Annotated in this window: 12 protein-coding genes; 10 read left to right on the forward strand and 2 right to left on the reverse strand. The window is 55.7% G+C overall.

The genetic code is table 11. The features are described from left to right. Nucleotides 1-2 precede the first annotated feature (2 nt). From OCY70_RS01625 to OCY70_RS01645, 5 genes are all read left to right on the forward strand, one after another. Nucleotides 3-848: an ABC transporter permease gene (locus OCY70_RS01625; RefSeq protein ID WP_213426525.1), complete on the forward strand. Its 846-nt coding sequence runs from the start codon at nt 3-5 to the stop codon at nt 846-848. 57 nt (nt 849-905) lie between these two features. After that, the gene (locus OCY70_RS01630; RefSeq protein WP_213426524.1) at nt 906-1,925 is read left to right on the forward strand and encodes an ABC transporter ATP-binding protein; all 1,020 of its coding nucleotides are present in this window, start codon (nt 906-908) and stop codon (nt 1,923-1,925) included. Then, entirely contained in the window at nt 1,918-2,904 is a 987-nt protein-coding gene (locus OCY70_RS01635) for an ABC transporter ATP-binding protein (RefSeq protein ID WP_213426523.1), read from the forward strand. Before OCY70_RS01630 ends, OCY70_RS01635 begins: the two co-directional genes overlap by 8 nt. A 97-nt stretch (nt 2,905-3,001) precedes the next feature. Next, entirely contained in the window at nt 3,002-3,460 is a 459-nt protein-coding gene (locus tag OCY70_RS01640) for a hypothetical protein (protein ID WP_213426522.1), read from the forward strand. A 250-nt stretch (nt 3,461-3,710) separates the two neighbouring features. Beyond that, nucleotides 3,711-5,297: a peptide chain release factor 3 gene (locus OCY70_RS01645; protein ID WP_168179866.1), complete on the forward strand. Its 1,587-nt coding sequence runs from the start codon at nt 3,711-3,713 to the stop codon at nt 5,295-5,297. Nucleotides 5,298-5,394: 97 nt separating this feature from the next. Here the strand turns inward: OCY70_RS01645 and OCY70_RS01650 are convergent, their stop codons facing one another. Both OCY70_RS01650 and sspI read right to left on the reverse strand, forming a co-directional pair. Then, complete coding sequence (locus tag OCY70_RS01650; protein ID WP_213426521.1) at nt 5,395-6,453, reverse strand: MerR family transcriptional regulator; 1,059 nt, start codon at nt 6,451-6,453, stop codon at nt 5,395-5,397. A 164-nt stretch (nt 6,454-6,617) separates the two neighbouring features. Continuing rightward, nucleotides 6,618-6,848 carry a small acid-soluble spore protein SspI gene (gene sspI, locus OCY70_RS01655; protein ID WP_213426520.1) on the reverse strand — a complete coding sequence of 77 codons (231 nt, stop codon included), beginning with the start codon at nt 6,846-6,848 and terminating at the stop codon, nt 6,618-6,620. Between the two features lie 265 nt (nt 6,849-7,113). Between sspI and OCY70_RS01660 the strand changes: the two genes are divergently transcribed. The 5 genes from OCY70_RS01660 to OCY70_RS01680 all read left to right on the forward strand — a co-directional run bounded on the left by OCY70_RS01660 (nt 7,114) and on the right by OCY70_RS01680 (nt 11,952). Continuing rightward, nucleotides 7,114-7,782 carry a potassium channel family protein gene (locus tag OCY70_RS01660; protein WP_213426519.1) on the forward strand — a complete coding sequence of 223 codons (669 nt, stop codon included), beginning with the start codon at nt 7,114-7,116 and terminating at the stop codon, nt 7,780-7,782. After that, complete coding sequence (locus OCY70_RS01665) at nt 7,779-8,609, forward strand: TrmH family RNA methyltransferase (RefSeq protein ID WP_213426518.1); 831 nt, start codon at nt 7,779-7,781, stop codon at nt 8,607-8,609. The genes OCY70_RS01660 and OCY70_RS01665 overlap by 4 nt, the downstream gene beginning before the upstream one ends. A 291-nt stretch (nt 8,610-8,900) precedes the next feature. Further along, nucleotides 8,901-9,899, forward strand: coding sequence for a globin-coupled sensor protein (locus OCY70_RS01670; protein ID WP_213426517.1), 999 nt, complete (start codon nt 8,901-8,903; stop codon nt 9,897-9,899). A gap of 154 nt (nt 9,900-10,053) precedes the next feature. Then, nucleotides 10,054-11,022 carry a sporulation protein YunB gene (yunB, locus tag OCY70_RS01675; RefSeq protein ID WP_261944544.1) on the forward strand — a complete coding sequence of 323 codons (969 nt, stop codon included), beginning with the start codon at nt 10,054-10,056 and terminating at the stop codon, nt 11,020-11,022. A gap of 675 nt (nt 11,023-11,697) precedes the next feature. Continuing rightward, nucleotides 11,698-11,952, forward strand: coding sequence for a hypothetical protein (locus OCY70_RS01680; RefSeq protein ID WP_213426515.1), 255 nt, complete (start codon nt 11,698-11,700; stop codon nt 11,950-11,952). Nucleotides 11,953-12,220 lie beyond the last annotated feature (268 nt).

A 12,220-nucleotide genomic window follows, 5' to 3' on the forward strand; every position in this document is an offset into this window, starting at 1 on the left:
TGATGAACCGAATGAAATGGCGTAACGTACTTACCCAAGTGAAAGAGCAAAAGGCCGCCATCGCCGCGATCATTCTCCTTGCCGTCTTTGCGCTCGTCTCGATCCTCGCCTTCCTGGTGCCTTACGATCCGAACAAGATCGTCGTGACGGAGCGGCTGCTGCCGCCCAGCGCCGCGCATTGGTTCGGCACGGATGATTACGGCCGCGATTACTTGGCACGGGCGCTGTACGGCGGGCGCGTCTCGCTCAGCGTCGGCTTCCTGGCGATGGCGATCGCCGTGATCGTCGGCACCGCCGTCGGTACGGTGAGCGGATATTTTGGCGGCTGGATCGATAATATGCTGATGCGGATCGTCGATATTTTGATGTCGATTCCGTCTTTTTTCTTAATGCTGATTCTGAATGCGTATCTGAAGCCGGGCATTACGACGATTATTCTCATTATCGGGATGCTCAGCTGGATGAATATCGCCCGCATTGTGCGGGCGGAGACGCTGTCGGTCAAGGAGCGGGAATACGTGCTCTATGCCCGGGTCTCGGGTCAGAACACACTGGCTATCATTTTGAAACATATTGTGCCCAATATTATGTCTACGATTATCGTGGCCGCGACGATCAACATCGCCTCGGCGATCTTGATGGAATCTTCGCTCAGCTTCCTCGGCCTGGGCATCCAGCAGCCGAATTCGTCCTGGGGCAGCATGCTGAACAATGCGCAGGGATTTATCGGAGAAGCGCCTTATCTGGCCTTGTTCCCGGGCTTGTTCATCTTGCTGACGGTCCTCTCCTTCAACGTGCTGGGCGACGTGTTCCGGGTCGCATTCGAGCCGAAGGCGAACAAGAGATAATGAGGGGAGACAGATGGGGAAGGGCTATGGAATTCACAGAGAACGGGAGTGGGACCAATGACTGAATTGCTGTCCGTCCGACAATTGAGAACATCGTTCATGACCCGGGACGGCGAAGTGCAGTCCGTCCGCGGCGTCAGCTTCGATGTGCGCGAGGGCGAGGTCATCGGCATCGTCGGCGAATCGGGAAGCGGCAAAAGCGTGACGGCCAAGTCGCTTATGGGCCTGATTCCGCCTCCGGGCGTCATCCGCGGCGGCGAAGTCCTGTATCGGGGCGAGAATCTGCTTGAGCTGCCGGAGAAGCGGCTGCGGCAGATTCGCGGTAACCGCATTGCGATGATTTTCCAGGACCCGATGACGTCCTTGAACCCGGTCGTCAAGGTCGGGGCTCAGATCATCGAGGTGCTGCAGCGGCATAAGAAGCTGAGCAAGCAGGCGGCCCACGCCGAGGCGATCGGGCTGCTTCGCAAGGTCGGCATCCCTTCGCCGGAGGAGCGGATCGATCAGTATCCGCATGAATTCAGCGGCGGGATGCGCCAACGGGCGATGATCGCCATGGCGCTCTCCTGCCAGCCGGAGATTCTTATCGCCGACGAGCCGACGACGGCGCTGGACGTGACCATCCAGGCCCAGATTCTCGGCCTGATGAAGCAGCTCCGGGATACGACGAACACGGCGATCCTGCTGATCACCCATGACCTGGGCGTCGTGGCTCAAGTATGCACCCGTGTCGTCGTCATGTATGGCGGCCTCATTATGGAGGAGGGCACGGTCCATGATATTTTCGAGCGGCCGATGCATCCGTATACGCAAGGGCTGCTGCGTTCGATTCCGAAGGTCGCGAATGGGGAGCGGGAGCGTCTCTACAGCATTGAAGGCACGCCCCCGAATCTGCTGCATCCGCCGGAGGGCTGTCCGTTCCAGGATCGCTGTCCGCATGCGATGGAGCAATGCCGGCAGCTTCCGCCTTATGCCGTGACGGAGACGGGCCACCGCGCGCTCTGCTGGCTGCGGCAGGATGCGCCGGGCGTTACGCTGGAGGCGGCCAAACCGGAGGAGGTGGAGCAGCATGAGTAAGCCGGATCAGACGCTGCTGGATGTGCGCGGCTTGAAAAAGTATTTTTATACCTCGAAAGGGCTGTTCGGAAAAAACAAGCAGACGCTGAAGGCGGTCGATGATGTCAGCTTTCAGATTCGGCGCGGAGAGACGTTCGGGCTCGTGGGCGAATCCGGCTGCGGCAAGTCGACGACCGGCCGCTCCATCGTCCGCTTGTATGATGTGACCGCGGGCGAGATTCGGTTCGACGGCACCGATCTGGCTCACCTGAGCGAGCGGGAGCTGAAGCCGTTCCGCAAGCGGATGCAGACGATCTTCCAGGATCCGTATTCCTCGTTGAATCCGGGCATGAACGTGACGCAGCTCATTAGCGAGCCGATGGAGATTCACGGCTTCGGCACGAAGGGGGAGCGGCGGGAGACGGTGCTGGAGCTGCTGAACAAGGTCGGGCTGAAGCCCGAGCATGCGGAACGGTATCCGCATGAATTCAGCGGCGGCCAGCGCCAGCGGATCAGCATCGCCCGGGCCTTGTCCGTCAAGCCGGAGTTCATCCTGTGCGACGAGCCGATCTCGGCCTTGGACGTGTCCGTGCAGGCGCAGGTGGTCAATATGCTGGAGGACCTGCAGGCGGAGTTCGGATTGACTTACTTGTTCATCGCGCATGATTTGTCGATGGTGCGCCATATTTCCGACCGCATCGGGGTTATGTACTTGGGCAAGCTGGTCGAGCTGGCGCCGAGCGATGAATTGTACGATCATCCTGCCCATCCGTATACGCAGGCGCTGCTGGCGGCGATCCCGGTGCCGGATCCGAGTGCGGCCGGCGGCGCCGCGGCGATGCTGGAGGGCGATCTGCCGAGCCCGCTGGCGGGAGCGGCCGGCTGCCGCTTCGCTTCGCGCTGTCCGTTCGCCACGGATCGGTGCCGCCAGCAGGAGCCGGAGTGGAAAGAGATCTCGCCGGGGCATTTTGCGGCTTGCCATTTATATGAAGAGAAATAACCGGTTCCGCCTATCAATGGAGCGTGAAAATGTGATATAAAGGAAATATGCGGGAGAGGCCGATTTATGCGGTTGCTCCGACAAGGAGGCATGGACAATGGGGAATGAAGCGCGATTGTCGCAAAATACGGCGATTCTGCTGGAACGCGCCCGGCGCAAAGGATTTACGGACGAGCAACTGCTGAGCATCATTCGTTCCGGCGATGTCAGCGAGCTGACGAAGGCGAACGAGGAATGGTATACGTACGATGATTTTCTGACGTATGCCGCCGAGCATGGCGAACCATTGGAACAAGCCGTAGCGGAAGGCTACCGCATCACGTTCAATACGATGAACGGATTGAAAATATGGCTGGAAACGCGCTTCGGCATCGAGGAAGGCGTCGATTTCACCCGGGGCGAAGGGAAATATACCGGGCTGACGCTGTCTGAAGCGGACCTGGAGGCGCTCCGCTCCGCGCTGGCCGCGAACTGGGTCATTCTCGAAGAGGAAGCGGCTTCCGGGACGAAGCGGACGGTTACGCTGGCCGTGAGAGCCTTGAGCGATCAGCAGTAAGGAATTATTGCAAGGGATAGTATTGTTATTGAAGAACAGCATGAGAAAAGCGAACAAGCCGCCCGTGCCTCCGCAGAGGGGGATGCAGGCGGCTTATTTGATATAGCAGGCGTGAAAATGTTATGTTTGGCGCTCCTATGAAAATATTTTTGCCGAGATCGCAAAAGATGTGTGCATTGTCCATTTATGGGCATCCCTGTTTTGTGATACAATAACGAATACGTGATTTTAGATGAGAGGGCTATGTCTAATGAGCAAATCATTATCCGAAGAATTGAAGCAAGAAGTGGAGAAGCGCCGGACGTTCGCCATTATTTCCCACCCGGATGCCGGGAAGACGACCTTGACGGAGAAGCTGCTCCTGTTCGGGGGAGCGATCCGCCTCGCGGGAACGGTCAAAGCCCGTAAAGCGAGCAAGCATGCGACGAGCGACTGGATGGAAATCGAGAAGCAGCGCGGCATCTCGGTTACGTCGTCGGTCATGCAGTTCGACTATAACGGCCATCGGGTAAATATCCTCGATACCCCGGGCCATCAGGATTTCAGCGAGGACACGTACCGGACCTTGACGGCCGCCGACAGCGCGGTCATGCTGATCGACGTGGCGAAGGGCGTCGAGAACCAGACGATCAAGCTATTCCAGGTCTGCGCGAAGCGGGGCATCCCGATCTTCACGTTCATCAACAAGCTGGACCGCGAAGGACGGAATCCGTTCGAGCTGATGGAAGAGATCGAGCAGGTGCTGGGCATCCGCTCGGTGCCGATGAACTGGCCGATCGGCATGGGACGCCAGCTCTGCGGCGTGTACGACCGCATGAAGAAGCAGGTGGAGCTGTTCCAGGGCGACGATCATTCCGTCATCAAGGTGCAGAAGGTGGACGATTACCGCGATCCGGTCATCCGGGATATCGCGGGAGAGCATCTGCATGACCAGCTGTGCGAGGAGTTGGAGCTGCTGGACGTAGCCGGAGACGAATTCGATTATGAGAAAGTGAAGCGGGGCGAGCTGACGCCGGTCTTTTTCGGCAGCGCGATCAATAACTTCGGCGTGCAGACCTTCCTCGAGAACTTCCTCCAATTGGCGCCGAAGCCGGCTTCGCGTCAATCGACGGAAGGCCCTATCGAGCCGACGAATGAGAAGTTCACGGGCTACGTGTTCAAAATTCAGGCGAACATGAACCCGGCCCACCGCGACCGGATTGCGTTCCTGCGCATTTGCTCCGGGAAGTTCGAGCGGGGGATGAGCGTCAAGCATGTGCGCGTCGGCAAAGAGATCAAGCTGTCGCAGCCGCAGCAATTCCTCGCCCAGGACCGGGATATCGTAACGGAAGCTTATCCGGGCGATATTATTGGGCTCTTCGACCCGGGCATCTTCCGCATCGGGGACAGCTTGAGTCAGGGAGGGGCCGTCACGTTCGACGAGCTTCCGATCTTCTCCCCGGAAATCTTCGCTCGCGTCACGGTCAAAAACGCGCTCAAGCATAAGCAGTACCAGAAGGGCGTCGACCAGCTCACCGAGGAGGGAACGATTCAGGTGTTCCATTCCGCGAGCGTCTTCGAGGAGACGATACTGGGCGTCGTCGGCCAGCTTCAGTTCGAGGTGTTCGAGTACCGGATGAAGGCGGAGTACGGGGTCGACGTGCAATTGATGAGGCTGCCGTATCAATTCGCGAGATGGGTGACCGGGCCGAATATCGATCCGTCCAAATTCCGCATTAACTCGCAGCTCGTCAAAGACAAGTCCGGCAACTTCGTCGCCTTGTTCGAAAATGAATATGCAATGCGCACCGCCATGGACAAAATGCCGGAATTGAATTTCCTGGAGACCGCGCCGTAACCGATTGGCATTCCAAGCGTTAATAATAAGCGAACCCCCTCATGCAGTGATGATGAGGGGGTTTTGTTGAAAAGCGGATAAGTGCTGTATTCCCGTGTCATGGCTTGCGAATGACGAGCAGGTGCATAAGATGATTCAACTGCTCGGCTCTCACCTCATAGCGGTGCTGCTCCAGCCAGCGGATGAGCCGGGAACGGTCGGCGAAGTACTCATCGAGCACCGCCTCGACGGAGGCCTTGTCGCCGCGGCCGTTCAACTCGTCAAGGAATGCGGTACGGTGCTCGTTATCCGTGAACATCAGATCGGCGATGACGATCCGTCCGCCGGGGCGGAGCAGCCGTCCCATCTCCTCGAAGGCAATCTCCTTCTGATCATCGGTCAGATGATGCAGCGCATAGGTCGACACGATGAAATCAAAGGCTAGGTCCGCCAGCGGAATGGCCATCAGATTGCCCTTCAGCAGGCGAATGGCCGGGTATTTCCCGCGGCATTGCTCCAGCATCGCATCGGATTGGTCGATGCCGGTCATGGCCGCCCCTTCGCGAAGGAAGCGTCCGGCCAGATTGCCCGTGCCGACGCCGAGCTCCAGGCCGCTCTCTCCCGGCCGGGGACCAGCCTCCCGCGTCACCCGGTCCAATATGCTGTCGTAATCGGCATGAACCCGCAAGGAATCCGTATTGTTCGCTACGGCTTCATCATAGCGGCTTGCCTGCGCGTCGAAATTCCAACGATCGCGCCACTCCGCGCGCAGCTTCTCATAGCGCTGCGACTGTTCCCCGATATGATGCAGTTGACTCACAATCTTGTCCCCTTCCTGTTCGTTGTCCTCCATGTCCAATAAATGGCGCAGCATGCCCAGCAGACGCTGCAGCTCCGTATACTGCAAGGCCAACTGCTGCATTTGCTGATTAAGATAAGGGCGCAGCGCCGCCAGACGCCCTTCCAGCGCCTCGTCAAGACACTCGCGAATCTGATCGAGCGGCAGATTCAGCTCGCGCAGCGCGGCAATCATGCGCAGACGCTCGATATCCTCCTCCCGGAAGACGCGGTAGCCGTTGTCCTCCTGCTTGGCCGGGGACAGCAAGCCCTTCTGCTCATAAAACCGGATCGCGCGCGTCGTCAAGCCGAGCCGATCGGCAGCTTCCTGAATTTTCATAGGCCAGCTCCTTTCAGATGTATTGTAACGCTTGACGCCGCGTTAAAGTAAAGTCTCTATTTTTAAATCCTCTATATAAAAAGTTGGAGGCGTCGTCCCAGAAAGCGGCGCAAAAACACGAATCCGTCTCGGTGAATCCGGCAGATCCGCGTTTTTGCATTCCATCAGGCGCGGGGTTGATCGTCTTGATGCAGCTTATGCTGCAGCGTATCCACCATCTGTTGACGCAGCTCGCTGTCGCTTTCCTTCCAGATTACCTCGAACAGAACGCCAAGACCGGGAAGCGCCCGCTCATCATAATCGATAGAGCCTTCGATCATGTCAATGACATCTTTATCCGGCTTATTGGACACCTTCTCCATAATCGCCTGACGCAAGTTCAGCGTGACGCCCATCGGCTGCTTCCTCCTTCCTTTCAGTGCCGGTTACGTATCTATCCCCATCGCAGCGACACCCTGAGGGATGAGTTGGCACAAAAGCCAGATATCCATCGGGATACGCTATCGACTGACAGACGGCGAACCGGCACTTCGCGTATAACGTTCCCCAATTGGGTGCCCCTCATACGGGCGGGGACGGGGCATCCTTTTATCTCGCTGGATGGGCGTGATATAATTGAGATAGAATAAGCAGTGTCGGATGAATGGGGAAGGTGATAGTATGACGGCTAAAAAGCAATTTGCGATTATCGGCATGGGACGATTCGGCTCCAGCGTCGCGCAAAATTTGAGCAACATGAATTTCGAGGTGCTGGCCATCGATTCCAGCGAACAGAAGATACAGGAAGTCGCGAATATCGTTACGCATGCCGTATCGGCGGACTCGACGGATGAAGATGCGCTCCGCGCCCTCGGCATCCGCAACTTCGATGTCGTCGTCGTGGCGATCGGACAAGATATTCAGTCCAGCATTCTGACGACGCTGATTTTGAAGGATCTGGGCGTGCCGATGATTGTCGTCAAGGCGCAGAACGAGCTGCACGGCAAAGTATTGAGCAAAATCGGCGCCGATAAAGTGGTGTTCCCGGAGCGGGATATGGGAGCAAGGGTGGCGCATCACTTGATTTCGCCGAATATTTTGGATTATATCGAGCTGTCGGAGGACCATTCGATTGTGGAGATGCGGGCTTCCTCGCTTATGATAGGCAAGAACCTGAAGGAATTGGATATCCGCGCCCGCTTCGGCTGCAACGTCATGGCGATCAAGAACAATGGCAAGACGAATATATCGCCGTATGCGGAAGACCGGATTCAGGGTGGGGATATTTTGGTTATCGTGGGGCAGAATAATCATCTGAAAAACCTGGAACTGGCGTATGCCGAATCATGATGAAACGCACTGAATCGATTACTTCCGTTCAAAATCCCCGCATCAAGCGATGGGCGTCGCTGCGGGAACGCAAAGGCCGCAAGCAGGAAGGATGCTTCCTCGTGGAAGGCATCCATCTCGTGCAGGAAGCGCTTGCCTCCGGCGCCCCGATAGAGGCCGTCCTATGCGATGAAGCGCGCGATGTTCCCGCGGAGCTGCTGCCGTATGCGGATGCGCCGCGAACCGCGGCGGCAGGCGGCGGGCAGCCGGAATGGATCGGCGTCACGGATGCTATTATCCGCAAGCTGAGCGAGACGGAGACCCCGCAGCCGGTCATCGCGGTCGTGCGCAAGCCAGCTCTCGATCCGGGCGCTCTCTTCGGCGCGGACATTCCGCTCGTGGTGGCGGTAGACGGGGTGCAGGATCCCGGCAATCTGGGCACGATCATCCGCTCGGCCGACGCGGTCGGGGCGACGGGGGTCGTCCTCGGCAGAGGCACGGTGGACGTGTACAACGCCAAGACGGTGCGCTCGACGATGGGCTCGCTCTTCCATCTCCCGGTCGTCGAGGCCGACCTGCTGTCCCTGCTCCCCGAAGCGAAGGCGAACGGGATGCGGCTGGCCAGCACGAGTCTGCAGGCTTCGCATTCCTGCTACGGCTACGATTACCGCCAGCCGCTCTGGCTCGTCGTCGGCAATGAGGGCCAAGGCGTATCCCCGGCCGTACAAGCTCTCGTCGACGACACCTTGATTATCCCGATGCGCGGCCAGGCCGAATCGCTGAATGTCGCCATGGCCACGACCGTGCTGCTCTACGAGGCGATGCGGCAGCGGCATTATGCAAAATAAACTGGCGGCTGTGAAAAAATAGCACAGCTTCTAAAAGGCCGAGTGCATGGCGCACCGGCCTTTTTGCCGTAAACCTGAGGCAGAAGCTTCCCTCAGGATGAAGGTTTTCCGTTTGTCTTTTATGCATGGGGCAGGTGGCAGGTATTTTTCTTGTCGCATGCAGAGCAAGCAGAGGTTGGAAAAAGAAGCGCTGGCTGTTATGATTTTCTCCGTGTTGGCCGATATATATATTCTGGGATCCAATAATAGGAAGATTTTGATTCAAAGTAAGGAAAAAGGCGGTCGGTCTGCATGATTCAACTTGGAGCGAAGCGAACAGAACAGATAAATTACATCGGGATAACCGACTTCGACGTCGATTTATTGCATAGCAAGGAAAGCGAATTTCGTGCTGTCGTCGATGCGTTGGTGGAGGAGCTCTACGAAAAAATTACGGCTCAGCCCGACCTTCATCGCATCATTCTCCGGCACAGCACGGTTGAGCGGCTGAAGGAGACCCAGCGCTGGTACTTTTTGTCCATGGCGTCGGGAGTCATTAATGAGCCATTTATTGAAAAACGGTTACATATCGGAAAAATCCATTCCCGCATCGGACTGACGACGAATTGGTATTTGGGCACCTATATCCTGTATCTCGATCTGGCGACAGCACATTTCCAGCGGAAGATGCCGGAGGAATGGAAGCCGATCATTCACTCGCTGAGCAAAATGTTCAATCTCGACTCCCAATTGGTTCTCGAGGCGTATGAAGGCGACGAGAAAGGAAAAATTCGGGAGCTGGTCGAGAAACAGAAGGATGTGCTGACGGTGGTCAGCGCATCGATTCAAGACTTGGCTGCCATGGTGGTGCAGTTGAGCGGAAGCAGTGAAGCGGTTGCGGCAGCAGCCGGACAGACGGCCGATTTCCAGGAGCAGACACATCATAACGTCGAGTATTTGGCTCAGGAAGTCACAGCGATTCATCATATCGGAGCGGTGATGAAGGAGGTTGCCGATCAGACGCATTTGCTCGGATTGAACGCAGCCGTCGAAGCGGCAAGGGCGGGAGAACACGGCAGAGGCTTCCAGGTGATCGCGGAGGAAGTGCGGAAGCTGGCCAGCCGCACGAAGGAATCGCTGAAGACGATCGAGGACAAGCTGGAGCATATTCAAGCGAGATTGTCGGCCGTCCAGCATAATTCGGAGCAGTCGGCCGCCCATGCGAGAGCGCAGGTGGCGTCCTCCCGGGAACTGGCTTCTTTGGTGAAAATGATTGAAAAGGTGTCGGCGCAGTTGGAAAGCGTAAAATAATTCGGGACAGCTATTTCTCTTATAGGCAAAATCTCTGCCGCTTCTTCCTTCAAAGTCGCTGAGGGTGTCCTTCTTTTTTGGATGATGGCCGCATAGACTGGGATCGTACAGGCCAACCATGATATCCGAGGCCGGAAAGGGGGAGCGGAGAGGTATGGCCAGATGGCGTTCCCGCGGATTCCGAGCGACACGGTGGCGTCTGCCGCGCATCTCGATTCAGCCGCGCAAGCCCTCGGGATGGCGTCCCCGCAGAGTCTGGGGCGGAAGCCTGCGCAGCAAGGCCCCCCAAGGCCCCGCCTGGCAAGGGAGGAAGCCGTCCAAGCCGCGCCGCAAACGCAAATATGTGTTCATTGCGCTCGTTATTATGACGCTGTTGACGGCACAGCTCTTCGTGTATGTTGAAAAGCATGTGCGAGGGCCGCTCATGCATCTCGCCAAAATCCGGGTCAAGCAAATTGCGACGCAAGCGATTAACAGAGCCATTACCGATCAGGTGATGAGGGGCCGGGATCTGGATAAGCTGATCGAATGGAAGACGGATTCACGCGGCAAAGTGACGAGCTTCGTCTTGAATTATAACGAACATATGCGGATAACGTCCGAGACGGTCGAGATTGTGCAGCGGACGCTGCAGCAGGTCCAGGAATTGAAGGAGCATATTCCGCTCGGGCAAGCGTTGGGCAGCCCGCTCATCGCTTCCTTCGGTCCAAGGGTCCCTTTCCGTATGGAGCCGCAGGGCGCAGCGAAGGTAGAGTTGAGCACCCGGCCAATGGATGTCGGCATCAATATGGTGCTGGTAGAGGTTTATATCAAAGTCATTGAGGAAGTCGCCATTGTCATCCCGTTCGATCTGGAGCCTGAAGTGGTGGAAACGGAAATTCCGGTCTCGTATCTGCTCGTCGTCGGCGATGTGCCCATGTACTATTACGATGGCAAGGGGCAGCCCGTCGGCAACAACCGGGACAAAGCGCCCGCCCTCTCCTTGCCGGTGCTGCCGCCATCCGGCGCCGTCAATTCCACGGACAACGATAACCCTAGCGTGCCGGCGCATACCGATACGGTTCCGCCGGAGGCGGTACCTGGCGGCGAAAGCCAATCTTCTCCACCTGCCGTAGGAGAATAATTTTCTGACGAAGTGATTATAATTCGCAGTGGATAATGTTCAGAAGCGATGTACAGATCGTAAAAATCTGCATATCGCTTTTTTTACATTGCTGATTACGCTTTATTGCTATTGATGTGGTGGGATACTATTCGCAAGATCAAGGTGCGGCAAGGCAAATTGACGATAGTCACCTCCGATAAGCTGTCAGGTCATGGGTGGACCATAAAGATAATATAATACTGCTGCAATTCACATCATTGTGATGCTTTGTGCCTATCGTTATTGTAATCGCAAACAAGCTGATGGGGGTAGCTATAAAATGCCTGGTAATCGCATTAACCTTTTGTTGCCGAGAAATTATTGAAAAAATCAAGGCGTATGGTAAAATATAGAATGTGGGTTCATTTTCCAAAAAAGGAAGATGAATTTGTGAATGCCGTTGCTGTGAAGCCAACCAACTTGGGGAGTTGCTCCACTCTTATCGCCATACCAAAGAGTTATCAAAAATGCAAGTAGCGGTTGACGGTGATAAGGACAGCTTTTTCTATAATCAAAAACCCCAAATGGCCCGATTTTCAATCTATTGAATCCATTGCTGCTATACTAGATAAATTACCTACAAGCGACATCATCCAAAAGAACATCGAGATTGGACATCGAACTATTGTGCCGGATTAGGAGGAAGCGAGAAATATGAAACGAAGAGTACTTTCCGTCATTACTTCGGTGGCATTATCTTTTTTCATTCTTTCGATGTCGGTTTATGCAAATGGTCCAGACGAGCTGAAAACGAAAGTATATGAGTGGCAAGGGAAAACATACATTGCGATTCAGGGGCCTGTCCTCCCGCCTCCGGAAGAGGCAATTACACTTCAGGGCGCACTAGATGAAGCAAGCGTTAAAGAATCGAAGTTGATGGATGAGCGTTCAATGATCAGAAAGTGGTAGATCCGAAATTACAGCGATCACTTCGGAGGCACATATACTGATGAGCAGGGGAATATTGTCATTCAGATGAAAGGGGAAGAAACGGGGCTTGAACAAAAAATCAAACAGATGATGTCTACCCCCGAAAATCTCAAAGTTTCATAGGAAATGGTTCCCCAATATATTAACGAAGATATGATTGACTGGAAGCTAGTTGATGGTCTGAAGTTACGGGATAAAGCATATTATTTATATCCAGGTGAACAAATTGAAAGGCCAGTAAGTGAGT

It is taken from the genome of Paenibacillus melissococcoides, from assembly GCA_944800085.1.
Lineage (GTDB): Bacteria > Bacillota > Bacilli > Paenibacillales > Paenibacillaceae > Paenibacillus_B > Paenibacillus_B melissococcoides.